23 protein-coding genes are annotated in these 24,585 nt (G+C 61.0%); 12 read left to right on the plus strand and 11 right to left on the minus strand.

Annotation, left to right across the window (positions count from 1 at the left end):
- Window positions 1–204: 204 nt before the first annotated feature.
- The 3 genes from leuB to leuC all read right to left on the minus strand — a co-directional run bounded on the left by leuB (window position 205) and on the right by leuC (window position 3,684).
- On the minus strand, window positions 205–1,284 hold the full coding sequence (gene leuB / locus DU490_RS02065) for a 3-isopropylmalate dehydrogenase (protein ID WP_114572685.1): 1,080 nt from the start codon (window positions 1,282–1,284) through the stop codon (window positions 205–207).
- 297 nt (window positions 1,285–1,581) lie between these two features.
- Complete coding sequence (gene leuD, locus DU490_RS02070) at window positions 1,582–2,235, minus strand: 3-isopropylmalate dehydratase small subunit (RefSeq protein ID WP_114572686.1); 654 nt, start codon at window positions 2,233–2,235, stop codon at window positions 1,582–1,584.
- Window positions 2,236–2,238: 3 nt separating this feature from the next.
- Window positions 2,239–3,684, minus strand: coding sequence for a 3-isopropylmalate dehydratase large subunit (leuC, locus tag DU490_RS02075; protein ID WP_114572687.1), 1,446 nt, complete (start codon window positions 3,682–3,684; stop codon window positions 2,239–2,241).
- 313 nt (window positions 3,685–3,997) lie between these two features.
- Between leuC and DU490_RS02080 the strand changes: the two genes are divergently transcribed.
- Together DU490_RS02080 and DU490_RS02085 are read left to right on the plus strand one after the other, a co-directional pair.
- The gene (locus DU490_RS02080; protein ID WP_114572688.1) at window positions 3,998–4,885 is read left to right on the plus strand and encodes a LysR family transcriptional regulator; all 888 of its coding nucleotides are present in this window, start codon (window positions 3,998–4,000) and stop codon (window positions 4,883–4,885) included.
- 70 nt (window positions 4,886–4,955) lie between these two features.
- On the plus strand, window positions 4,956–6,299 hold the full coding sequence (locus DU490_RS02085) for a hypothetical protein (protein ID WP_258801139.1): 1,344 nt from the start codon (window positions 4,956–4,958) through the stop codon (window positions 6,297–6,299).
- Window positions 6,300–6,333: 34 nt separating this feature from the next.
- On the opposite strand, the gene DU490_RS02090 is transcribed toward DU490_RS02085, so the two are convergent.
- On the minus strand, window positions 6,334–6,849 hold the full coding sequence (locus DU490_RS02090) for a zinc ribbon-containing protein (protein WP_114572689.1): 516 nt from the start codon (window positions 6,847–6,849) through the stop codon (window positions 6,334–6,336).
- Between the two features lie 210 nt (window positions 6,850–7,059).
- Between DU490_RS02090 and leuS the strand changes: the two genes are divergently transcribed.
- The 7 genes from leuS to DU490_RS17080 all read left to right on the plus strand — a co-directional run bounded on the left by leuS (window position 7,060) and on the right by DU490_RS17080 (window position 13,558).
- The gene (leuS, locus tag DU490_RS02095) at window positions 7,060–9,657 is read left to right on the plus strand and encodes a leucine--tRNA ligase (protein WP_114572690.1); all 2,598 of its coding nucleotides are present in this window, start codon (window positions 7,060–7,062) and stop codon (window positions 9,655–9,657) included.
- A 12-nt stretch (window positions 9,658–9,669) separates the two neighbouring features.
- On the plus strand, window positions 9,670–10,155 hold the full coding sequence (gene lptE / locus DU490_RS02100) for an LPS assembly lipoprotein LptE (protein WP_114572691.1): 486 nt from the start codon (window positions 9,670–9,672) through the stop codon (window positions 10,153–10,155).
- A 10-nt stretch (window positions 10,156–10,165) separates the two neighbouring features.
- On the plus strand, window positions 10,166–11,224 hold the full coding sequence (holA, locus tag DU490_RS02105; RefSeq protein WP_114572692.1) for a DNA polymerase III subunit delta: 1,059 nt from the start codon (window positions 10,166–10,168) through the stop codon (window positions 11,222–11,224).
- Between the two features lie 223 nt (window positions 11,225–11,447).
- Complete coding sequence (locus DU490_RS02110) at window positions 11,448–11,840, plus strand: PA2779 family protein (RefSeq protein ID WP_114572693.1); 393 nt, start codon at window positions 11,448–11,450, stop codon at window positions 11,838–11,840.
- Window positions 11,841–11,853: 13 nt separating this feature from the next.
- Window positions 11,854–12,801 (plus strand): PA2778 family cysteine peptidase, encoded by a 948-nt coding sequence (locus DU490_RS02115; protein WP_114572694.1) that lies wholly within the window; start codon window positions 11,854–11,856, stop codon window positions 12,799–12,801.
- Between the two features lie 14 nt (window positions 12,802–12,815).
- Window positions 12,816–13,256 (plus strand): DUF488 domain-containing protein, encoded by a 441-nt coding sequence (locus DU490_RS02120; protein ID WP_114572695.1) that lies wholly within the window; start codon window positions 12,816–12,818, stop codon window positions 13,254–13,256.
- Window positions 13,257–13,402: 146 nt separating this feature from the next.
- The gene (locus DU490_RS17080) at window positions 13,403–13,558 is read left to right on the plus strand and encodes a hypothetical protein (protein ID WP_181869928.1); all 156 of its coding nucleotides are present in this window, start codon (window positions 13,403–13,405) and stop codon (window positions 13,556–13,558) included.
- Between the two features lie 99 nt (window positions 13,559–13,657).
- Here the strand turns inward: DU490_RS17080 and DU490_RS02125 are convergent, their stop codons facing one another.
- Window positions 13,658–15,523: an ABC transporter ATP-binding protein gene (locus tag DU490_RS02125; protein ID WP_114572696.1), complete on the minus strand. Its 1,866-nt coding sequence runs from the start codon at window positions 15,521–15,523 to the stop codon at window positions 13,658–13,660.
- Window positions 15,524–15,545: 22 nt separating this feature from the next.
- Window positions 15,546–16,763 carry a nucleotidyltransferase family protein gene (locus DU490_RS02130; RefSeq protein WP_114572697.1) on the minus strand — a complete coding sequence of 406 codons (1,218 nt, stop codon included), beginning with the start codon at window positions 16,761–16,763 and terminating at the stop codon, window positions 15,546–15,548.
- Between the two features lie 159 nt (window positions 16,764–16,922).
- On the opposite strand from DU490_RS02130, the gene DU490_RS17615 reads away from it, so the two are divergent.
- From DU490_RS17615 to DU490_RS02145, 3 genes are read left to right on the plus strand one after another with little or no spacing between them, the layout of a single operon-like run.
- On the plus strand, window positions 16,923–17,396 hold the full coding sequence (locus tag DU490_RS17615) for a lasso peptide biosynthesis B2 protein (protein WP_181869929.1): 474 nt from the start codon (window positions 16,923–16,925) through the stop codon (window positions 17,394–17,396).
- Window positions 17,393–19,303 (plus strand): asparagine synthase-related protein, encoded by a 1,911-nt coding sequence (locus tag DU490_RS02140; protein WP_114572699.1) that lies wholly within the window; start codon window positions 17,393–17,395, stop codon window positions 19,301–19,303. Before DU490_RS17615 ends, DU490_RS02140 begins: the two co-directional genes overlap by 4 nt.
- Window positions 19,304–19,344: 41 nt before the next feature.
- Window positions 19,345–19,617 (plus strand): PqqD family peptide modification chaperone, encoded by a 273-nt coding sequence (locus tag DU490_RS02145; protein WP_114572700.1) that lies wholly within the window; start codon window positions 19,345–19,347, stop codon window positions 19,615–19,617.
- Here DU490_RS02145 and DU490_RS02150 read toward each other — a convergent pair.
- The 5 genes from DU490_RS02150 to nqrF all read right to left on the minus strand — a co-directional run bounded on the left by DU490_RS02150 (window position 19,604) and on the right by nqrF (window position 24,524).
- Entirely contained in the window at window positions 19,604–20,620 is a 1,017-nt protein-coding gene (locus DU490_RS02150) for an ATP-binding protein (protein ID WP_147270437.1), read from the minus strand. The genes DU490_RS02145 and DU490_RS02150 overlap by 14 nt on opposite strands.
- Before the next feature lie 172 nt (window positions 20,621–20,792).
- Window positions 20,793–22,184, minus strand: a complete 1,392-nt coding sequence (gene sthA, locus DU490_RS02155; RefSeq protein WP_114572702.1) for a Si-specific NAD(P)(+) transhydrogenase — start codon at window positions 22,182–22,184, stop codon at window positions 20,793–20,795.
- A gap of 47 nt (window positions 22,185–22,231) precedes the next feature.
- Window positions 22,232–22,489 carry a (Na+)-NQR maturation NqrM gene (gene nqrM, locus DU490_RS02160; protein ID WP_114572835.1) on the minus strand — a complete coding sequence of 86 codons (258 nt, stop codon included), beginning with the start codon at window positions 22,487–22,489 and terminating at the stop codon, window positions 22,232–22,234.
- A gap of 14 nt (window positions 22,490–22,503) precedes the next feature.
- Window positions 22,504–23,295 (minus strand): FAD:protein FMN transferase, encoded by a 792-nt coding sequence (locus tag DU490_RS02165; protein ID WP_114572703.1) that lies wholly within the window; start codon window positions 23,293–23,295, stop codon window positions 22,504–22,506.
- The gene (gene nqrF, locus DU490_RS02170) at window positions 23,292–24,524 is read right to left on the minus strand and encodes an NADH:ubiquinone reductase (Na(+)-transporting) subunit F (protein ID WP_114572704.1); all 1,233 of its coding nucleotides are present in this window, start codon (window positions 24,522–24,524) and stop codon (window positions 23,292–23,294) included. Before nqrF ends, DU490_RS02165 begins: the two co-directional genes overlap by 4 nt.
- Window positions 24,525–24,585 lie beyond the last annotated feature (61 nt).

A 24,585-nucleotide genomic window follows, 5' to 3' on the forward strand; every position in this document is an offset into this window, starting at 1 on the left:
GAAATCGAATGGGCCATATAGTATATACGATGCAGCCCCGCTTCACAGGTGGGCCGGAAACCTCCGGGGCTAACCCGTCGCCAGGTCTACGGGGAGGCGCTGTAAACCCTTCCCTGGGCGCTACATTTGCCATCCCTGGCAAATGACCTCCCCTTCAACCTGTCCCCGGCGCCCCTTGCCTGCAATAACAGGTTAAGTGTGTGATCAAAGCGCCTCAAAGGCCGCCAGCACGGCGTCACCCATTTCGCGAGTGGAAACGTTGCGCGTTCCTTCGGAAGCAATATCCGCGGTTCGCAGGCCATCATCCAGCACCTTACCTACGGCATCTTCGATACGCCGGGCCAGCGCCGGCTCGTCCAGCGAGTAGCGCAGCATCATTGCCACCGAGAGTATGGTCGCTAGCGGATTCGCCACGTTCTGGCCAGCGATATCCGGTGCGCTGCCGTGGCAAGGCTCGTACATGCCCTGGCCAGTCTCGTTGAGCGAGGCCGAGGGCAGCATGCCGATGGAGCCGGTCAGCATGGCCGCGGCATCGGAAAGAATGTCGCCGAACATGTTGCCGGTGACCATCACGTCGAACTGCTTGGGCGCGCGCACCAACTGCATGGCGGCGTTATCAACGTACATGTGCGAGAGCTCGACGTCCAGGTACTCCGGCGCCAGACGCTCCATGACCTCGCGCCACAGTATGGTGACCTCGAGCACGTTGGCCTTGTCCACACTGCAGAGTTTCTTGCCGCGCTTCTGTGCCATCTCGAAGGCGACGCGCCCGATGCGCTCAATCTCGCTTTCGGAATAGACGTAGGTGTTGAAGCCGACCCGCTCGCCATCGCGCACCTCGATGCCACGTGGCTGGCCAAAGTAGATGCCGCCGGTGAGCTCGCGCACGATCATGATGTCGAGGCCGGCGACCAGCTCGGGCTTGAGGCTGGAGGCGGCGGCCAGCTGCGGGTAGGTGATGGCCGGGCGCAGGTTGCCGAACAGGCCAAGGTTCTTGCGAAGGCCCAGCAGCCCCTTCTCGGGCCGCTTGGCCAGGTCCTCCAGCTTGTCCCACTTGGGGCCACCCACGGCACCAAGCAGGATGGCATCGGCGGCCTTGGCCTTGTCCAGCGTAACGGCGGGCAGGGGGTCCCCGTGTTCGTCGTAGGCGCTGCCACCGACCAGGCCTTCTTCCACCTCGACGTCGAGGCCGCGGGCCTGGCAGGCGGCCAGGATGCGGCTGGCCTGGGCGGTAATTTCGGGGCCGATGCCGTCACCCGGCAGTACCAGAATCTTGCGTGTCATTCTTTCGTTTCCTTAAGTAGCTACTACCAGTCGCCAAGCGGGCCGCCGGGGGCAGGCCGAAGAGGAGGTCTTTTGCCATGGATGGCAAAAGTAGCGCCCAAGGATGGGTTCACAGCGCCTCCTCGCAGGCCTGCCGCCGGATCAGCCCCGCGGGGCGCCGGGGGCAGGCCGAAGAGGAGGTCTTTTGCCATGGATGGCAAAAGTAGCGCCCAAGGATGGGTTCACAGCGCCTCCTCGTAGGCCGCCCGCGGCGATTACGGCCCCACGGGCATGCGATCTGATGGACGTTGCGGACCTTCAGGCCTGGACAGAATCGCGGAACAGCCAGGGCCGTGCCTGCCGATGCTTCTCCTCGAAGGCGCGGATGGCATCCTCGTCCTTGAGAGTCAGGCCGATATCATCGAGCCCCTCGAGCAGGCAGTGCTTGCGGAAGCCATCGACCTCGAACTCGAGAATCTCACCGGAGGGCGTGATCACCCGCTGGTTCTCGAGATCCACGTCGAGCCGGTAGCCTTCGCTGGCTTCCAGCTCGGCGAAGAGGCGGTCGATCGTCTCCTCCGGCAGGGTGACCAGCAGCAAGCCATTCTTGAAGGCATTGTTGTAGAAGATGTCGGCGAAGCTCGGCGCGATCACCACGCGAAAGCCGAAGTCCTCCAGTGCCCAGGGGGCATGCTCGCGGGAGCTGCCGCAGCCGAAATTGCGCCGCGTCAGCAGAACGCTTGCCCCTTGGTAACGTGCCTGATTGAGCACGAAATCGGGGTTGAGCGAGCGCGCCGCGATATCCTGACCCGGGTAGCCCTCATCGAGATAGCGCAACTCGTCGAACAGGTTGACGCCGAAGCCGGTGCGCTTGATGGATTTCAAGAACTGCTTGGGGATGATCAGGTCGGTATCAACATTGGCCCGGTCCAGCGGTGCGACAAGGCCTTCGGTGCGTTCGAACTTGTTCATGGTTCAGGCCTCCTCTGCTACGGGCTGGACGTCCAATCGACGCACATCGACAAAGTGTCCGGCAATGGCGGCGGCGGCGGCCATGGCCGGGCTGACCAGGTGGGTGCGCCCGCCGTAGCCCTGGCGCCCCTCGAAGTTACGATTGGAGGTGGAGGCACAATGCTCACCGGCGCCGAGCTTGTCGGCATTCATCGCCAGGCACATGGAGCAGCCCGGCTCGCGCCACTCGAAGCCCGCCTCGATGAAGACCCGGTCGAGTCCTTCGGCCTCAGCCTGACGCTTCACCAGGCCCGAGCCCGGCACCACCATGGCCAGTTGAATGGACTCGGCCACCTTCTTGCCCCTGGCCACCTTGGCGGCCTCGCGCAGGTCCTCGATGCGCGAATTGGTGCATGAGCCGATAAAGACCTTGTCGAGCCGGATGTCGGTGATCTTCTGCTTCGGCGCAAGGCCCATGTACTCCAGCGCGCGGGCATAGCCACGCTGCACGGTTTCGTCCGGGGCATCGGACGGGTCGGGCACTTCACCGGAAATGCCAGTGACCATTTCGGGGCTGGTGCCCCAGCTGACCTGTGGCTCGATTTCAGTGGCATCGAGCTCAACGACCTTGTCGAAGGCGGCATCGGTATCGGAAACCAGGTTGCGCCAGTCGGCAACGGCTGCATCCCACAGCTCGCCGGTGGGGGCGAAAGGACGGTTACCGAGATAATCGATGGTGGTATCGTCCACCGCGATCAGGCCGACCCGGGCGCCGGCCTCGATGGCCATGTTGCACACGGTCATGCGCCCTTCCATGGAAAGCTCGCGAATCGCGCTGCCGGTGAATTCGATGGCGTAGCCTGTGCCGCCGGCGGTACCGATCCTGCCGATCACCGCCAATACGATGTCCTTGGCGGTGACACCCGTGCCGAGCTTGCCCTCGACACGTACCTGCATGTTCTTCATTTTCTGCGCCAGCAGGCACTGGGTGGCAAGTACATGCTCCACCTCGGAGGTGCCGATGCCATGCGCAAGGGCCGCAAAGGCGCCGTGGGTGGCGGTATGAGAGTCGCCACAGACCACGGTCATCCCCGGCAGGGTAGCGCCCTGCTCCGGCCCCACCACGTGGACGATGCCCTGGCGCGGGTCGTTGATCTTGAACTCCTCGATGCCGAACTCGACGCAGTTGTCATCGAGCGTCTGCACCTGGATCAGCGACACCGGATCCTTGATGCCAGCGTTGCCCTCGGCACGCTCCTTGAGCGTCGTCGGCACGTTGTGGTCAGGCGTTGCCAGGTTGGCGTCGAGCCGCCACGGCTTGCGCCCGGCCAGGCGCAGCCCCTCGAAGGCCTGCGGCGAAGTCACTTCGTGGAGCAACTGCCGGTCGATATAGATCAGTGCGGTGCCGTCGTCGCGCTCCTTCACCAGGTGCTGCGACCACAGCTTGTCGTAGAGTGTCTGGCCTGCCATATCGTTCTCCCGGGCTCTGGGGCCCTTTGCCTGTCCGGTCTGAAATCGTCGCTTGCACGCGGCTTGCCCGGCGACAGGCCTTCGCGGAGGCGCTGTGAACCCATCCCTGGGCGCTACATTCGCCATCCATGGCGAATGACCTCCGCTACGACCTGCCCCCGGCGCCGCTTGGCGCTTGGCGCTTGGCGCTTGGCGCTTCATTTGTGTCAATCAGTCTTGCGCGACTCGACCATAAAAGCAATTCATGTTATTTATTCATTGGATTCCATATTGGAATACCAGTTGGAAGACATCACTTCGACAAGGGAAGCCCGTGGATACCCAGAGCCTTCAGGCCTTTCTCGCCGTGGCCGACAGCGGCAGTTTCTCCCGGGCTGGCGAGCAACTGCACCTGACCCAGCCAGCAGTCTCCAAGCGCATCGCCACGCTGGAAGACCAGATCGACGCACGTCTATTCGACCGTATCGGCCGACGCGTCACGTTGACCGAAGCCGGACGGATCCTGCTGCCGCGTGCCCGGCAGATACTGGTGATGGTGGACGACAGCCGACGGGCGCTGGTCAACCTTGGCGGCAGCGTAGCCGGCAGCCTGACATTCGCCACCAGCCACCATATCGGCCTTCACCGCTTGCCGCCGCTGCTCAAGGCCTATACCTGCAATCATCCGGAAGTCCGCCTGGATTTGCAGTTTCTCGACTCCGAACAAGCCTACCAGGGGGTGCTCGACGGCGAACTGGAACTCGCCGTGGTGACGCTCGCGCCACACCCGGACCCGCAACTCGAAGTGGTGCCGGTGTGGCACGACCGGCTCTGCTTCGCCTGTGCCCATGACCACCCCCTGGCAGAACGGCGCAGACTGACGCTGCATGAGCTCTGCGCCTTCGACGCCGTGCTGCCGGGCCCCATGACCTTCACCCGCACGCTTATCGAGACACGCTTCGCCTCGGCCGGCCTCTCCCTGCCAGTTGCGCTCTCCACCAACTATCTGGAAACGTTGAAGATGATGACCGGCATCGGCCTGGGTTGGAGCCTGCTGCCGGAGAACCTGGTGGCCGGCGACCTGCATGAACTGGTGGTGGATCACCCGCCCATCCATCGCTCCCTGGGCTATCTGATGCACAAGAGCCGAACCCTCTCCAATGCGGCCAGGGCCATGCTTGGCCTGCTGGAAGCGGCTCGCGACGAGGCTAGCCGGGACTGATCCAGGAGTATCTTGTTAGACTGCTTATCAAACTGTTGACCAACCTTTCGAGACGGAGCCTATCGTTGACGTGACCTCGCCTTCATCGACAGCACCTTCATCTACAGCACCTTCATCACGCCACACCCTGGCCGGGGCGCTGATCCTGCTCGGTCTGCTGCTGCAGATCCTGGGCTTCGTCGGTTTGCTGCCGTTTTCACACCTGGTCGGCTACGTGTTCTGGCTGGCAACGGCACTGCTGTGGCGCGACACGCCCCGCCGAACGCGCTGGCAGGCCGGGGCCCTCACCGCCATAGGACTGGGGCTTTTGGTGCTGACCCGGCTGCGCTTCGATGCCACCGTTGCCTGGCCCGCCATCCTGGATGGCAACACCTATGTGGTAGCCATGCTGGTGGGGGTCAGCTTCATCGGGCTGATCGGCAATCGCAGCGGTTCGAAACGGCCGCTGGGCCGACCTGTCACCGGGAGGCGTGGCACCGGCGGAACCTGGCTGGGTGTCCATCTGCTCGGCACTATCCTGAATCTGTCGACCGTGTTCATGATCGGCGATCGACTCGCTCGACGCGGCCCCTTGACTACGCCGCAGCTGCTGGCACTCAACCGTGGGCTTTCCAGCGCCGCGCTGTGGTCACCCTTCTTCGCCTCCATGGGGGTAGTGATGACACTGGCACCGGGAATGGAGTACTCACATATTCTCGCGGTGGGGTTGCCACTGGCACTGCTCAGTGGCGCACTGACCACCTTGGAGCTATCGCGGCGCTTCGATCTCGCTGAGGTGGCGGGGTTCTCGCTCTCGCCCCGAAGCCTGCTGATGCCACTGGTCATGGCAGCCCTGGTGATGCTGTTTCACTACCGACTGACACCACAACTTGGCATTGTCAGCATCATCACCTTCCTGCTGCCCGCAGCGGCGCTGGCCAGCAACCTGCCCGCTGGCCCACGCTGGACACTCTATCGCGTTCGTCAGCATACCCTGGTGCGACTGCCCGCCATGCGCGGTGAAATTGCGCTGTTCCTGTCGGCCGGACTGCTGACACATGGCCTCTCCACCGCCATAGCCGCTGCGACCGGCAGCGAATGGACCCTGTTCGTCCACTTCGGCGCAGAGCAAGCGATCTTGAGTTTCCTGGCCATTGTTGCCAGCGCCATTGTCGGGCTGCATCCCATCATCGGTGTCTCGGTACTAGCCTCAATGCTCGACCTGGGCACAGACCGCCAGACCCTTTTCGCCTTCACGGCCCTGGCCTCCTGGGCGGTCGGCACCTCGGTAGGGCCGCTGTCTGGGATCAACCTCTCGTTGCAGGGGCGCTACGGTGTCAGCGGCTACCGCATGATGAAACACAACCTGCTCTATGCGCTGATCATGAGCAGTCTGGTGGTGGCCGCCCTTCTGCTACTGGATCGAATTTGGTAGACCACCCCGGCGCCCCTCGCACTCCAGGACACGATCACTCGGAAACGCGATAGAAATAGCGATGCCCGCACTGATGGCAAGGTTCGATGCGCGTCACGCCTTCCAGCTCTACTATAGCGTCGCAGTGAACACAGGCCATGCGCCCCGGGGCAGCCACCTCGCCCTCGCAATAATCGGCACGGGCGGCTTCCAGGTCATCCCTGAGTCGCTCATTGTCGACGATGCTGCGGTCAGCGATGGAGAGCAGAGACTCCACTACACGGCGCGACAACTGGTCGAGGTCGATCCCCAGCCAGGTGGCAACACTGCGGCCGCCGGCATTCAGGTAACGACGCATGTCGATCAGGTCACGCTCGACCCAGGCGCGCAGCAGACCAAGCTCATCCTTGGTGAACTCTTCGAGCTCGGCTTCGAACTCCACCGCCTCGTCGAGCTCATGCTGCAAGTTTTCCCAGGTCAGGTCACGGGCACCCTCCTGCATCCGGGCCAGCAAGCGCTCATAGCCTTCACGCAGGCGATGTTCACGATGGGGATCGGGGCGTTCGCTCATGTTCTTCTCCTCGAAGCGGCTCTCAGGCGGGGCCGGGCATGGCCGACCCTGCCCTACTGGGGTATCCTTGGTTACCATTTAGACGATATCTCGCCGTCAGTTCAACGTTTTATCGCCACGATGCGGTCAACGCCTGACGCCGGACAAGACTCTGCCGACCCGCACCGTGCCCGTCACAGTGCCCGACATTCAAGGTAAGCGCGAAAACCGATGGACGCACAGTACAAGCCCCAAGAGACCGAACGCGACGCCCAGCAGTACTGGGACGAAAATCACTGCTTCAAGGCGGTGGAAGATGCCAGCCGCGAGAAGTTCTACTGCCTGTCGATGTTCCCCTACCCCAGCGGCAAGCTGCACATGGGGCACGTGCGCAACTACACCATCGGTGACGTGGTTTCCCGCTATCAGCGCATGCAGGGCAGGAACGTCATGCAGCCCATGGGCTGGGACGCCTTCGGCATGCCGGCCGAGAATGCGGCGATCCAGAACCGGGTGCCGCCGGCCAAGTGGACCTACGACAACATCGACTACATGCGTAATCAGTTGAAGGCGCTGGGCTTCGCCTACGACTGGAGTCGGGAGTTCGCCACCTGCGATACCGACTATTACCGCTGGGAGCAGTGGTTCTTCACCAAGCTGGTGGAGAAAGGGCTGGTCTACAAGAAGATGTCGACGGTCAACTGGGACCCGGTGGACCAGACGGTGCTGGCCAACGAGCAGGTCATCGAGGGGCGCGGCTGGCGCTCCGGCGCCCTGGTCGAGCGCAAGGAGATACCCCTGTGGTTCCTCAAGATCACCGACTATGCCGAGGAGCTGCTTGCCGACCTCGACAAGATCGAGTGGCCCGAACAGGTCAAGACCATGCAGCGCAACTGGATCGGCAAGTCGCGAGGCGTGGAGCTCTCTTTTGATATCAAACGCGCCGACGGCGCAAGCGTCGAGCCGGTCAGTGTCTATACCACCCGTCCCGATACCCTGATGGGCGTGACCTACATGGCCGTGGCCGCCGGCCATCCGCTGGCCAAGACTGCCGCCGAAGGCAATGCCGAACTGGCCGCCTTCCGCGAGGAGTGCGCCCGTGGCGGCACCTCCGAAGCGGCGCTGGCAACCATGGAGAAGAAGGGCATGCCCACCGGGCATGTGGCGGTACACCCGCTCTCCGGACGTGAAGTTCCGGTCTACGTGGCCAACTTCGTGCTGATGGAATACGGCACCGGCGCGGTCATGGCGGTGCCCGGCCATGACCAGCGCGACTGGGAGTTTGCCACCAAGTACGACCTGCCAATCGAAGCGGTGATCGCTGACGACAACGGCCAGGCGCCGGACCTCTCCGAGGGCGCCTGGGAAGAGTACGGCATGGTGATCAACTCCGGCGAGTTCAACGGTCTCGACTTCACCCATGCCTTCGATGCCATCTCCGCCAGGCTCGAATCGCTCGGCCGCGGCGAGGTGAAGACCAATTTTCGCCTTCGCGACTGGGGCGTCGCCCGCCAGCGCTACTGGGGTGCGCCGATACCGGTCAAATATGGCCCCGAAGGCCAGACCGTGCCGCTCACCGACGAGGAACTGCCGGTGTCGTTGCCGATGAATGTCACCGTCGATGCTAGCGGCTCGCCGCTCAAGAAAATGCCCGAATTCTCGGACCTGGGCGAGGGCTGGACCCGTGAAACCGATACCTTCGATACCTTCATGGAATCGTCTTGGTATTTCGCACGCTTCTGCTGTGCCGACAACCATGACGCCATGCTCGATGAGCGTGCCGACCACTGGCTGCCGGTAGACCTCTATATCGGTGGCATCGAGCACGCCATCCTGCACCTGCTCTATGCGCGCTTCTTCACCAAGCTGATGCGCGACCTGGGCCTGGTCAAGGTCGACGAGCCCTTTCAGCGCCTGCTTACCCAGGGCATGGTGATCGCCGAGACGTTTTACCGCCCGACGCCGAACGGTGGCAAGGAGTGGTTCAACCCTGCCGACGTCGAGGTCAAGCGCGACGACAAGGGCCGCCCGGTCAGTGCATTATTGATCGGAGACGGCCAGCCGGTGGAAATGGGCGGCATCGAGAAGATGTCCAAGTCGAAGAACAACGGGGTCGATCCCCAGTCGATGATCGACCGTTTCGGTGCCGATACCGTGCGCCTGTTCATGATGTTCGCCGCCCCTCCCGAACAGTCGCTGGAGTGGTCCGACTCCGGCGTAGAGGGCGCAAGCCGCTTCCTCAAGCGCCTCTGGCGCATTGTTTTTGAACATCTTGAGGCCGAACACCTCGAGGCCGGGGAGCCGGGCACGCTGGATAGCGCATCGCTCAACGATGCCCAGCGTGAGCTTCGGCGCAAGACTCACGAGACGATCAAGAAGGCGAGCGACGACATCGGGCGGCGTACTACCTTCAATACCGCCATCGCCGCGGTCATGGAGCTGACCAATGCCCTTTCGAAATTCGACGACAACTCACCTCTGGGGCTGGCAGTGGCACGCGAGGCGATCGAGGCCAGTGTACTGCTGCTTTCCCCGATCACACCGCACGCCTGCCATGCCTTGTGGCACCACCTCGGCCACGACGAACCCGCCATCGACGCTCGCTGGCCTCGGCTGGATGAAGCTGCCCTGACGCGCGATACCCTGGAACTGGTGGTGCAGGTCAACGGCAAGCTGCGCGCACGTATCGATTCGCCGGCCGATGCCGACAAGGCCGCAATCGAAGCCCAGGCGCTCTCCGCCGAGAACGTGCAGCGCCACATCGAGGGCAAGGCGGTCCGCAAGGTGATCGTGGTGCCCGGCAAGCTGGTCAATATCGTAGTTGCATAAAGGAGCAGACCAATGCAGCGACGCACCTTTCTCGGGCTGTTGCTGACCGGTATCGCCAGCCTCGGCCTCTCAGGCTGCGGCTATCGCCTGCGCGGCCTGGATACGCCCGGCCTGGCCCTCGGCGAGTTCGCCATCGCCGGTAGCGACAGCGATTTTGCTCGGATGGTACGGGAAAGACTGGAGAGCAACGGCACCCGTGTCCATGCCCAGGCGCCTCTGGTTTTGAACCTGGGGTCCGAGGAATTCCGCGAACACCCCCTTGGTGTTCAGGATACGGGGCCACGTGAACTGGAAATGTCGCTTCGGGTACCCTTCTCGGTTCAGCGACGCTCCGATGCTGCCTATCGGCTGGCTCAGCAGTCACTCGAGGTCGTCACCCGCTTCACGGTCAACGATGACAACCTCTTGGCTCAGGAGGATCTCCGCGCGGAAGCACGCCAGGAACTGCGTCGCGAAGCGACCCGCCGGCTTCTGGACCGGCTGCGTTCACTGGAATGACGGATAGACGATGAAGGTCTTTGCCGACAAGCTTGCCGATGCGCTGGCCAAGAAACTGCCTCCGGTGGTTATCGTCGCCGGTGACGAGCCGCTGCAGCACATGGAAGCCTGCGATGCCGTGCGCAGTGCGGCTCGTGAACGCGGTATCGAAGAGCGAGACATTCTGCATGTGGAAGCCAACTTCGCCTGGGGCCGGCTGCGCGAAACCGCCGCCTGCATGTCGCTGTTCGCCTCCAGCAAGCTGATAGAACTGAGATTGGGCTCCAGCAGCCTGGGTCAGGAGGGTGCCAAGGCACTGAAGGAGTACGCCGGAGATCTCCAGGGCAATGATGACGTGCTGCTGGTTTCCATGGGCAAGCTTGACTATCGCCAACAGAAGAGTGCCTGGTTCCAGGCGCTCGACAAGGTCGGTCTGTTCGTGCCGGTATGGCCGGTCGACCCCTCTCGTCTCGGCTACTGGTTGCGCGACCGAGCCGAGCGTCACCAGTTGACACTCGACCTCGATGCCGCGCGTATGCTGGGTGAGCGCACAGAGGGTAATCTTCTGGCTGCCGATCAGGAGCTGCAGAAGCTCTCCCTGCTGCTGCCCAGAGGGACTCGTGTCGGCCCGACCGAGATCGCCGGTGGCGTTGAAAACAGCGCCCGCTATGATGTCTTCACCCTGATGGATGCCTGTCTGAAGGGAGAGCGCGAGCGGGTGTCACGAATCCTGCGTGGACTGCGGGGGGAAGGCGTCGAGTCGCCGATCGTGCTCTGGGCGCTGACGCGTGAGCTGCGCACCCTGCTCTCACTCCATCAGCACCTGGACCAGGGCCAGAGCTTCGAGCATGCCTGCAAGGCACAGAAACCCGCCATCTTCGACAAGCGTCGACCGGCCTACCAGCAAGCCATCGCTCGCCTGCCGATGAAACGACTACACAAGCTACTGCTCCTGGCTCAGCGCCTGGACCTGGCGATCAAGGGCGCCAGCCCGCTGCCACTGTGGGACGGCCTGCATGACCTTGCACTGACCCTGGCCGGCGGCCGTGGTGTACTGGCTGAGTTGCCGATTTCCTACCGGATTGGCTAGGTTCTTAAGCCACGGGTGGCCAATCGTCAGCCTCTTTCAACGCTCCCATACCCCCTTTACCTTCGCGACTTGAAATGAAAAGGCGCAACAGCATGAAATATCACGCCATTCCTGCTTATACTGAGAAGACATCGTTGGAGTGCAAGACGCACCAGCTCGCCGGGATGGCGACATGGATCATTCAAGAGCCGGAAGTCCAAGCCAAAAAAGAAGGAAGATCGCGATGAACAAACTCTACCGTTTCCTCAGTCCGCTGCTGATCCTCGCCCTGCTGCTGGGAAGTGTCTCCGTAGCGGCTGCGCCCGTGCCTACCAATGAGCTGGTTTCCACCCAGGCAGCCTTGAGCGCCGAACGTCCCGACGCCGATCGCGAGCGAATCAACGAGATCCTGTCCCGCGCCGACGTTCAGGAACAGCTCATCGCCCAGGGCGTGGACCTCGCTGAAGTGGAAGCCCGCGTGGCGGCGCTCTCCAATGAAGAAGCCCGGCAGATGGCCGAGCAACTCGAGCAGCTGCCCGCTGGCGCCAGTGTCGTGGGGGCACTGCTGTTCGTCTTTGTCGTGTTGCTGGTCACCGATATCCTCGGCCTGACCAACGTCTTCCCCTTTACGCGTTGACACAGGAGGCCTAATGACAACCCGCCGATTTCGGCCGCTTCTGAACGCCCGCTTTGCGGGCGTTCTGCTGTCGGCCATCTCGATGATGCTGGCCGGATGTGCTACGACGCCTCAACTGGCCGGTAGCACGGAAGCATCTTTGCCGATGCGGGCCATGATCGAAGGCGTGCCCTTCCATGCCCAGCGAGAGTACCAGTGCGGTCCGGCTTCGCTGGCCATGATGCTCAACAGCCAAGATGTCGAGGTGGCGGTGGACACCCTGATACCACAGGTCTTCATCCCGGAACGGGAAGGCAGTGTTCAGCCGGAAATGTTGGCGACCACCCGTCGTCATGGCCTCATCCCCTTCGTATTGAACGATACTTTCGATGCCCTACTCACCGAGATCGCGGCAGGTCACCCCGTGGCGGTGATGCAGAATCTATCACTTCCGGCCTGGCCAATGTGGCATTACGCAGTGGCCATCGGCTACGATCGAGAGGCCGAAGAGATGATCCTGCATAGTGGCGAGGAGGCAGAGCGCATCGAGTCCTTCCGACGCTTCGACGCCACCTGGGCTCGTAGCGACCGCTGGGCTTTCGTCGCTCTGCCACCGGGGCAAATGCCCGAGGCGATCGGCGCATACCGAGCACTCGATGCGATCGCTTCCTACGAGCAGGTTCAGGGTCCCCAGGCCACGCTACCCGCCTGGGAAACCTTTGCCGTTCACTTTCCGACAACGGCCATGGGCCACTTCGCCCTGGGCAATGCACGCCATGTGCTTGGCGATCGGGAAGGCGCCATCGAGGCCTTCCGCGAGGCCGTGCGGCATGATGGTGAGCTCGCCGTGGCCTGGCTGAACCTGGGGCTGTCGCTGCAGAACCGAGGCAACCACGAGGAAGCCGAGCAGGCATTAAAGAGAGCGGCGGAGCTACCCGGGCAGTGGCAGGCACAGGCCCTAGATGCATTGAAAAGGCATTGAAAAGGCATTGAAGAATGAGCTACGAGATTGTCCTCAAGCGTATTTATAGCCCTGCCGAGAGGGAGGATGGGGCGCGGGTGCTGGTTGATCGCCTGTGGCCTCGCGGCAAGCGCCGGGAGAGCCTTGCCCTGACGGAGTGGTATCGGGACGCGTCTCCCTCCACGCTGCTCAGGCGCCAGTATCATCAGGGCGAGATCAGCGAGGCCGTCTTCGCTGCACGATATCGCGGCGAACTGCGTGATGACCCGGATTGCCTCATACCGTTGATGCGCCATGCCCGGCGCGGACGCTTGACACTGCTCTCGGCCGCCCGGCACCTCGATAATTCCCATCTGCCACTACTGCAACTGGCCCTTATAGAGGCTTTGCAACAGGAAGATACGGAAGATGCCACTCCCGCTTCTCCCCCCTGCTATGCCCATTTAGGGCATGACGACTCTTCACCACAAGGCTGATGTTCATCAGGTAAGAAGCCCACGCTTAGCCGCAAGACGAGCTTAGATAAACCATAACGGCTTGCTATTGCCCATGAAAATGGCTCTGACTAGAGTGAAGATGCCTCCCGAAGTAACAGGAGGTAACTCGAAAGGAGAGCTACTTCATGGATAACAGTAATGAACAGAAACGTGGTTGGGTCACCCCCGAACTGACCCGTATGAGCATCGAAGAAACTCTCGGCGGCATGAAGCCCAACCCATCTGAGGTCCGTTCCGGCAACCCTAATGCCGCGGGCGATCCCAAGTACGGCATGAGCTGAGTTACAGTACTTCCTAGCCATCTGCTGTAATACTTCAAGTACAATAAAAGCAATTAAACGAAATCTCTCGGCGGATCGATAAATCTCGCCGGGAGTTTTTTATTGGAGGTGTTCGTTTTCCCGCTTTTCTTCTGGGCCGCAACCCTCGTCATTCGTTTCCCGATAATAGTGAGCCTGCTGACTGAATAAGCGCCAGTAATGGCCTCGTTGGAACATTAGGGCGTCATGATCGCCCACCTCACTGATTTTCCCGTCCTCCATGACATAGATAACATCCGCCATGCGTACCGTGGAGAGTCGATGGCTGATAATCAATGCAGCTCGATGTTCGATTCGCTCACGAAAATTCTCGAACAGCGTGAACTCGGCGCCAGGGTCCAAAGCACTGGTTGGTTCATCGAGTATGATGATGCTGGAACGACGCATGAATGCACGAGCCAGGGCGACCTTCTGCCACTGTCCAATGCTTAGCTCCTGGCCTTCATCGAATATGCGCGTCAAAGGCGTGTCGTAGCCTGCGGGCAACGCCTCAATCAAGGGGGCAGCCCCAGATAGCGAAGCCGCCTCCTCGACACGAGGCGAACCTTCGGGCTCGTGGATATCCCCATAGCGAATGTTGTCGCGTGCCGTCGCGGCATAATGGGAATAATCCTGGAAAATCACACTGAATAAACAGCGGTAATCGTCCAAGCCAAACTCGCGAATATCCACGCCATCCAAGGTGATGCGACCTCGTGACGGATCGTAAAGCCGACACAGGAGCTTGATCAATGATGTCTTGCCAGAACCATTAGCTCCTACCAAGGCGACCACCTGACCAGGTCGTATTGCCAGGCTCACGTCGCTCAGCACCTCGCCCTCGCAGCCAGGATAGTGAAAGCTCACCCTTTCGAAGCGAACTCCCTCTTGCAAGGGTTCTGGTAGTACCCTGGGCGAGACCGGGTCCAACAGCACGGGCTCCAGATCCAGAAAATCGAACAGCAGCCCCAGGTAGAGGTGATCCTCATACAGCTTTGCCAACTGCTGAACGAGTTCCTGGCCCATGGCCTGCACTCGCTGGAAAATAAGCAGAAACAGCACTAGGTCGCCGACACTGTTGTAACCCTCCGACGTGCGCCAGGCCAGCAAGCCCATGGCACTGAAGAATGCCAGGGTTGCCATCCAGCTTACCAGCAGCTCGATACGGGTTCTGCGGGCAGTAATGGCAAGACGCTCGCGACGCAGTTCAGCACGGAGACGGGCATATTGATGCCGGAAGAAATCGCCGAGCTGGTTGAGACGCAGTTCCTTGGCATTGATTTCGGACGTCATCAGCCAGTCGAGATATCCCGAACGTCGCTCCATCTGGGTCCGCTTTCGCTGCCATACAAACAGCTCGCGATTGAAGCGAAGTCGCGCCACCAATGCCGGCAGGATGGCGACCAGAAGCAGGGGCAGCAGCAAGGGGCTCAGGGTGACGATCAACCCGCTGACGGCAGCAAGCAACAGAATGTTCTTGGCAAGCATCATCAGGTTGCTAATCACCTGTACAGGCCGCTGGTTGCCCGCCGCACGCGCCCGCTCCAGCGTGTCGTGATAGCGAGGACTCTCATAAAACGCGAGATCCACCCTCACTGCGGCGGCATGTATTTCCCGATCAATGTGTTCGGCTACGTACAGCCCCTGGGCTTCCCTCGCCAGGGCAGACAGGGACCTGGCCGTCAAGTACGCAAGGCTGACTATCCCTGTCAACGCCACATAGCCCAGCACGATGGTTGCCGACCCCTCCATTGCGGCGGGCCCCAACCTCTGGGTGACCACATCGACCAATTGCTTCAGCAGGTAGAGCACGGCCAGGCCGCAGCCGACTTCAAGCAGCATCAAGCCACTTCCCCACAGGGTCCAGCGGCGGCTGCTTAGCCAAAGAATCGGCAGGATTCGGCGCAAGGACAGCAGCGGAGAAAACAGGCGAGTCAGACCAATCATGGAGACGCGGCCTCCCTATGGCTCATTGCCGCCACCGACCCGTTGTGATACGTGAATAGGTCTTCTGGAAGGGAGTGGTCAGATGATAGATCCACTGCCAACGCGGCGGCAGCGGGTGATGTCGGTAGTCGGCGTAATCGGGGAGAAAGAACTTCACCACGTTATGCAAGCGACGGCCACGTAGCCTGTGCCGCAGGCTGGCCTGCCAACCGTAGGCAAGGTCGGGTGAGGCTAGGGTCCTGCTAAGGGCGAATTCGGTATCACGCCCACCCTGCAGTGCCAGCAGGCTATCCCTGACCAGGTCGTGCCCATTGGCGGATAGCTCATCCTGCCACGGCTCGGGCGACTTCAAGGCACGATGCAGCTCCAGGCAGGCTGCCAAGGTAGCGCTCAGCCCGCGCCTTTCGGCGCACTGCTCCACGGCAGCCAGATCGAAATCAGGGTGTCGCTGCAACGCATCAAGATCCACCAGCCAGTGAAGGTGTGACCAATGGTGACGGCAATGGTGCAGGCAGAGATAGACAAACAGTTCAGCGATCGGCATTACGGCAAGATCCATACCATCCAGACGAAACACCTCCTTCCCATCGATGAGTTGCCATGTGTTATAGAAGTTTCCCGATCTATCGATCTGACGATGCACTTCCACCGGAATTCCCAGCGGGCTGATGAGCGAGATAACTTGGTGGGTTCGGCAGGCGAAAGCGAGCCCGGCTCGCTCACGGCTCAGCCCCTTTGGCATCCAGGATACATAGCCCTCGGCCAGCATGGCATCGAGCAGATCGAAGACATGCTCAGCAGGTACCAGCAAATCGATGTCCCGGCAGAAACGCACAGCCGGGTCATCGTAATAGCGACCCGCGAGACTCGGCCCCTTGAAGAACAGGTGCGGAACACTGCTCGGATTCAAGAAGTGCTCCACCAGCCGGCGCTGTTCGGCAGCAATCAACAAATTGTGCCGAATCACATCTAGACTCCCCCGCCGCATCACTTCCCACTGCGCTTCAGGTACCTCTCCTTGCGTCGCGAGGGATCGCAGATGGCGGTGGGCCAGGGGCAGGATAAAACGCCGCCGCGCTTCATCGGCAAGAAGCGCCCAGTCCGGAATCCGTTCGATCAGGTCGCGCACTTGCTGTGCCTGGCTCTCGGATAGCTCGAGGCGAGAGAGCAGCAGTAGCAGTTTGAGTTCCAGCGTCAGAGACATATGCCGTTGGGCCAGGGACATGTAGCGTTCTTCCATGATTGAGAATGACCCCGTTAATCGAACCTGGCAGGCTGCCAGAACTCTACTAATGTAATTTCATGTTAGCAGCGCCACCGGAAAGCAACCATATTGAATCAAATGCCAAGGCAAGGCTGCACACTGAAGTGCAAATCGCCGGATCGGAGGATCTTAGCCATGCATCGGTTTCGACGTCTCACGCCTGATCGACGACGCCTTGTACTGGAAGCGGCCAGATGGCTCTTACTTTCCTGGATGTTTGTGAGGGGCTTGCCGTTTCGGTACTGGTGCTCGTTGCTTGGGGAGCCTGCCCCCGGTGAAATCGATATCGAATCTCTGCACTCGGACTCGTGGGCGGTACGCGAGATCTGCTGGGCCGTCGCGGCCGTGAACCGAGCCATGGGAAACCGCTTTACCTGTCTTATGCTTGCCATGGCAGCACAGCGTATGCTGACCCGGAGAGGTATATCGAGCAGCCTGGTCCTCGGCACTCTCACCAAACGAAACGAGGTCGGCAAGCTGATCATCAAGGCCCACGCCTGGCTGAGAGTCGACGGCGAACTGGTGATGGGCAAGCATGATAGTCGCTTTGCTGCCATATCGAGTTACCTACGCCGGCCAACTCCGAGCGTACGAGACAAGACGTCATGAGCGCTATCGCCGGACGCCTTAATCTCTGCGGTACCTCCGTGTCGCCCCATGCCCTCGCCCAGGCCTGTAGCGCACTGGCCGATTACGGGCCGGAAGGTAGCGACATCTGGGTCGAAGGCCACCTCGGCCTCGGTTATCGGCATCTTGTGGTAACCCCCGAGTCCCGCTACGAAGCCCAACCCTTGCGGAGTGGCTGGCTCGCGCTGGTAGCAGACGCCATCCTCGACAATCGCGACGAGCTGTGTGAGATGCTGAACATTCCTGCACATCAGCGACCTTCGCTTCCCGACAGTGAACTGCTACTCGGCGCCTACCGCCGCTGGGGAACGGAGTGCGTCACTCGCTTGCGCGGTGATTTCGCTTTCGCCCTCTGGGATGGGCATGCTCAATGCCTCTTCGCCGCTCGCGACCCGGTGGGTGCACGCCCCTTTTTCTACGCCCAGCGCGGCCAATGCCTGTCGTTTGCCAGCGATGTCCGAGGCCTGCAGGCCCTGTCAGACGAACCCTTTGCACTGGATGAGTCACGGATCGCCAACTATCTCATCTGGCCACTCAACCCGGTGGAAACAAGCTTCTTCACGGGCATCAGCCCATTGGCGCCGGGGCATAGCCTAATAGCCACTCCCGACGGCCTGAACGTCCAACGCTGGTGGGATCCACGCAATGTGCCTGACGTGCGCTTTACTCGGCGGGAAGATTATGCCGAGCGTTGTCGCGAACTGCTTGAGTGTGCAGTGAATGATCGCCTGAGAACCGATCATCCCGTGGGTACGCACATCAGCGGCGGCCTTGACTCCACCGGGGTGACGATCCTGGCCAACCGCCTGCTCAGGAGGCAAGGTCGCGCTCTGGACATGAGCTACACCTGGGCGCCGCCGATCGATGCCCGCTACCCCTTGAGCGATAGCCAGTGGGATGAGCGGCGTACCATTCTCGAGGTGTGTCATCGCGAAGAGATCACCTGCCACCATGGTATCGCCGATGGCTCGGACTACGCGGAGTACTGTTCACGGGATCTGGCGGTGGAAGGCCAATGCGACCTGTTCGAGGAGTTGCCGGTCATGGCGGCTGCAGCCAGCCGCGGCACGCGAGTGATGCTATCCGGCTGGGGGGGAGATGAAGCGGTTACCTTCACGACGCGCGGAGTGGCCGCCTACCTGTTGCGAAGCGGCCGGTGGACAGCCCTTTTTGATATGACACGACGACAGGCCGGCGGGCTGCGCCGCTGGCGGCGCTGGAGCCGGTTTCTGTGGCAGGAGGGGTGCCTACCGCTAATGCCGGATTCGATCTACGCCCGCTTCTCTCCCTTTCTGAATACCAAGAAGCTCCCCCAGGCCGCGAGTTCATCCTTTTTGTCGCAATACTCTTCCGTCGAAGCCGGCCACGGCGCCATCTGGCGGGTCTACGCCGATCCGCGACGAATTCAGCATGCATTGCTCGACAATGGCCACCTCGCCGCTCGCATGAGCACCTGGTCGAACTGGGCGGCGCCGCACCGGCTGATCTATCGCTACCCGCTAACAGACCGCCGAATCCTGGAATTCGCCCTGGGCCTGCCGCGCGAACTGCTGTGGCAGGAGGGCACCAGCCGCTGGGTCTATCGACAGGCAATGCACGACCTGCTGCCGGCTCGCCTCGGCAAGTACGACGAAGCCAACGAACGCAAGCGCCTCGATCAGTTGGTGGAATGCCGCCAACTGCTGGCCAGACAGGCCAGGCAAGGTACCTTCGTTGCATCTTGCCCATGGCTCGACATGAACTTACTCAACGAGCGCCTGATGGCCGCGCCCGATAATGACCCCGGCCGAGCCATACAGGAATTTGTCCCCCTGGAAGCGGCGCTGCGAACCTGGCACCTGTGGCAGCGTTACGGCGCGATGGAAGGGCACGCTGCTGGCGCCTCCTGAGATCGTTAGTACCCGCCTCTCAACACCAAGGAGTGACCATCATGAATACCCAGTCTAGAATCGTGCGCAGCCAGGAACCCCTCGCCTCTCGGATAGATGACGATCTGGTGCTTTTCAGCGCCCGCAACGGGATGTATTACGGTACCCAGAGTATCGGACAGACAATCTGGGGTCTGCTTGAGTCGGAAATACAGTTCAGCGAACTCTGCGACCGCCTCCAGGCATCCTACGAGGTTGAGAGGGACACCTGCGAACGGGAAGTTGAGGCGTTTCTTCTCCAACTCGAACAGGATGGCCTGATTAACGTTCGTTGACCGCCGCCACGGCAGGGGATGCGGAGCGCGATGCTTCGATCTCCTGCATCAAAGGGCCCAGGCCCACATCCATTCGCTCGAGTGACCAGGGTCGGCGGAAGCGATAGACCTGAATCTGAGACGCCAACGCCGACACTGTCGTCAGCAGTCGTGCCGGTGGATTGAACAACTGGCCGAGTTCTGCACGATAGAGCGCCCGCAGCAGGACCCGAAAGGCCTCAACCCCACTCAATGGTACCAGGCTGGGAGCCTCGTCTGGCTCGGCGCGCTCAAGTTCCACCAGCACCTTGAGCGGCTTAGGTTCAGCTCGAAAACCAGCTTGCGCATTAAGGTGATACTTGTCGGCTCGCGTCAGGTCACGCATCAGCCCGCTCGTGTCGATGGCCATGGCCGCCAGGGCATCCTGCCACAGCTTGAGGCGAGGCGGCCCGGGATGCAGCACCGGCTCCGACGCATCCGGTTCGATTACTGCAACGTCGTCACTCACCAAGGGCCAACCATGTTGCTTGTGAAGCCACGCTGCCATGGTGGACTTACCCGCCCCCGATTCGCCAGTGAAGGCCCAGACCCCCGCCGGGGTATGCACGGCACTAACATGTAAAGGAAGGCACTGGCGCTGGTGCAGTAAAATCCCCAGTGCAGCCCCGAGAAGATAGAGGCGTACGTCACCCGTGGCTACCTGATGTCCCGGATCTCTTGGCACCCGCCGGTCCACCATGATGCGACGCCCCTGCTCGATGCGATAGCGCCCGATCCCCTGCACAAGAATCTGGCAGCGCTCGCCGCTAAGTTCCAGGCAAGGCCACGTCTCCGACTCTTCCTCGAGCGGGCCGAGCTGGCCTGGTGTGAGAATCTCGATATCAGGTTCGACGCAGGTTTGAGCCGGTGTCAGTTCCGGTAGCTCCAGCTCCGACACCAAGCTCAGGCCGTAACTTAGATAATGGTATTTCGCACTACCGCAGGATTCACGTCCGCGGCGTTCCTGCCCATACGGGGGATTCAAAGCATTCGCCGGTAAGTCACAGTGAGTCATGGCCGAATACACTCCGCTAGGTGGCGCTGCACTCGCAGCGCATTGACATGAGTGTAGACGCTTTTCACTGATGCACGGGCCGAACACGTCGACGCCGCCATTAGGCCCCATCGGTTGGTCATGTCACCTAGGGAGAGAAGTGTCAGAAGACCCGATTCAACCCATTCTGTGCCGCCACCCGATAGGCCTCGGCCATGGTCGGGTAATTGAAGGTGGTGTTGACGAAATACTTCAACGTATTGGCTTCGCCCTTCTGCTGCATGATTGCCTGGCCGATATGAACGATTTCCGAGGCCTGGTCGCCGAAGCAGTGGATGCCATAGATCTCCAGGGTGTCCTGGTGAAAGAGGATCTTGAGCATTCCCACGGTATCACCGGTGATCTGGGCACGGGCAGTATCCTTGAAGAAGGCCTGCGCCACTTCATAGGGCACTTTGTCCTCGGTCAGTTCACGCTCGGTACGGCCGAAAGAACTGATCTCGGGAATGGTGTAGATCCCCGTGGGCACTTCGCTGACGTAACGGTAGTCACGGTCGAGCAGTTCGTCACAGGCGTTGAGGCCCTGATCGTAGGCGGCACTAGCAAGGCTTGGCCAACCAATCACGTCGCCGGCGGCGTAGATGTGCGGGATCACGGTGCGGTAATGGTCGTCAACCTGCAACTGTCCGCGGCCATTGGCCTCCAGACCTATATTCTCGAGCCCCAACTCATCGGTATTGCCGGTACGACCGTTGGCCCAGAGGAAAGCGTCGGCGCGCAACCGCTTGCCCGACTTGAGGTGCACCTCGACGCCCGACTCATCGCCTTCTACACGCTCGTGCTCCTCGTTATGGCGTATCAGAACACCATGCTTGCGCAGATGGTAGGAGAGCGCATCGGAGATTTCGTCGTCGAGGAAAGAGAGCAGGCTGTCACGGTTATTGATCAGGTCAACCTTGACGCCCAGACCGGAGAAGATCGAGGCATATTCACAGCCGATGACACCAGCGCCAAAAATGATCAGCGTGCGCGGGGTATGCGACAGGCTCAGGATGGTGTCGGAATCGTAGATTCGCGGGTGACGGAAATTGATATCCGCCGGCCGGTAGGGGCGTGAGCCAGTGGCGACAATCACCTTCTGGGCGACAAGCTCTTCCAGGGCTTCCTGGCGATCACGAATCAGTACCGTATGCTCATCCTTGAAGCGTGCCACACCGCTGTACAGGTCGATACGATTGCGGGCATAGAAGCGGGTGCGCATCTCGACCTGCTGGTCGATGGTGACACGCGAGCGCTCCATCACGCGGGGAAAGGAGAACCAGCGTGGCTCACCGATATCGCGAAACATGCGATTGGTATTAAAGGCCATGATCTGCTTGACCTGGTGGCGCAACGCCTTGGAGGGAATCGTACCCCAGTGCGTACAGTTGCCGCCTACCGCCGGTTGCTTCTCCACAACCGCAACCCGCTTGCCATGCTTGGCGGCATTGATCGCCGCACTCTCCCCGGCGGGGCCAGTCCCGATCACCACAACATCATAGTTATGAACAGCCATGGGCTCTCGCTTCTCCTTTTCCCTTGATCGTTGGTTGAGGATGGCTATCAGCGCCGAGTTGCGTCGTATCCCAGGTCGGCACCCCGACTCTCGTCACTACGCCGCCGCTGGCTCGTATTGCGCTTGCGGTTCTCCTCCTCGCAAACCTCATCCTTGCCACCGCAGATATCGCAACCCTCCTTGAGGCCCAGATTGTTGAGGCCCCCGCAGGAGCCGGCGATGGGCTTGCGCCCCATGATTACGCCAATCGCCATGGCGGCCATGACGAGTAGCATGAAGCCTAGAACGAGAAAAAAGATGTTCATGTAGCGCTCCTCCATTAGGACTCGATCCACAGCTCCATCGCCGTGGTATACAGTATTTCGATGCCTTGTGGTGTCTTGACAACAATTCGGGCGGCACTATCCATATCCAGGGCCTGGCTTGGCGCAATACCCTGTCTGTCAGCCGCTATCAGCAACAGCGCCTGGCGCGACGCCTCGCTGGCGGTGGCCGCCACCACACTGATACCAAGAGTCCTGGGCAGGGCGGGTATTGCCACGGGACTCGGCCTGACCAGCCGGTGCACCAGTGCCGCATCGGTCAGGCTGATACGACGTCCGACGCCCTGTTCGGGAAGCCCCGCATGCTCCAGGGATAACCACCAGGCGTCACCGGGCGGCAGGCCACGGGTGCGAATCACACCACCAACCTCGACCATCATGTGTTCTATCTGACCTTCGACCAGCCATTCCGTGAGGCGATCGACGGCAAGTGCGTGCATGAGACGCTCCAGTTCGTCGCCAAGCGAGGCAGGGGGCGCTGTCAGTATCCGCGGGGTGACGGAAAAAGCGGCGACCAGCGTACCCAGGAGGGCTGCTCGCTGCTGCTGGAGTTGTGCCAGTTCACCTTGTATGCCGATCGATATACGTTCGCTATCATCAGCATCGAGATCGGCATACAGGGTGATATGGTAACCCGTACCCAGGGCAGTACCCTGGTAAAGCTGTTCCTGAAGCTGGCTGCGACAGGCGCTTAACAGTGCCATGGGCAGCATCACCAGCAGGAACATGAACAGGGCTGGCCCACCTTGGGCCAGCCCTGCAAGTCGCCGTGAGGCGAGTGATATCATCCGCCAAAGTCGTCCAGCAGGATGTTCTCGGGCTCCACCCCCAGATCAAGCAGCAGCTTGATCACAGAGGCATTCATCATGGGCGGCCCGCACATGTAGTACTCGCAGTCCTCGGGCGCCGGATGGTCCTTGAGGTAGTTCTCGTAGAGGACGTTGTGAATGAAGCCGGTGGGGCCTTCCCAGTTGTCCTCGGGCAACGCATCGGAGAGCGCCAGGTGCCAATTGAAGTTGGGGAACTCCTCGGCCAGCTGGTCGTACTCTTCGTTGTAGAACGTTTCACGCCATGAGCGCGCGCCGTACCAGAACGAGATCTTGCGGTCTGTTTTCAGACGCTTGAGCTGGTCGAAGATGTGGCTACGCATGGGTGCCATGCCGGCACCACCGCCGATGAAGATCATTTCCGCGTCGGTGTCCTTGGCGAAGAACTCACCGAAGGGCCCCATCACCGTGACCTTGTCACCCGGCTTCAGGCTGAAGACATAGGTCGACATCAGTCCGGGCGGATGATTGGTATTGGGCGGCGGTGTGGCGATACGGATGTTGAACTTGAGCATCCCCACTTCTTCGGGATAGTTCGCCATGGAGTAGGCGCGGATGACCTCCTCGTCGTTTTTGTGGGAGAGCTTGAACAGGTCAAACTTCTCCCAGTCGCCACGGTAATCCTCCTCGATATCGAAATCGGAAAACTTGATGTTGTAGGGCGGCGCCACCAGCTGAACGTAGCCGCCGGCACGAAAATCCACGTTCTCGCCTTCGGGCAGCTTGAGGTTGAGTTCCTTGATGAAGGTGGCGACGTTGGGATTGGAGATGACCTCGCACTCCCACTTCTTGACGCCGAAGACCTCCTCGGGAACCTCCACCTTCATGTCCTGCTTCACCGGCACCTGACAGGAGAGACGCCAGCCCTCCTTCTTCTCACGCATGGTGAAGTGGGACTCTTCGGTGGGCAGGATGGCGCCGCCACCCTCCTCTACACGACACTTGCACTGGGCGCAGGAACCGCCGCCGCCGCAGGCGGACGACAGGAAAATGCCGTTGGCAGCCAGAGTATTCAACAGTTTTCCACCCGCTTGGGTGGTCAAGGTGTGTTCGGGATCGCCGTTGACCTCGATGGTCACGTCCCCGCTGCTGACGAGCTTGCTGCGAGCCGCCAGGATCACCAGGGTCAGACCGATGACGATCAAGGTGAACATGAACACACCGAGCAAGATGACATTTGTTGCAACCATGTCGGTTTCCTATTTGCTGTGAGTAACCGGATTCCTGGCGGTGCCTTGCACCGCCGGAAAC

Source organism: Halomonas sp. DQ26W, assembly GCF_003339685.1.
Lineage (GTDB): Bacteria > Pseudomonadota > Gammaproteobacteria > Pseudomonadales > Halomonadaceae > Halomonas.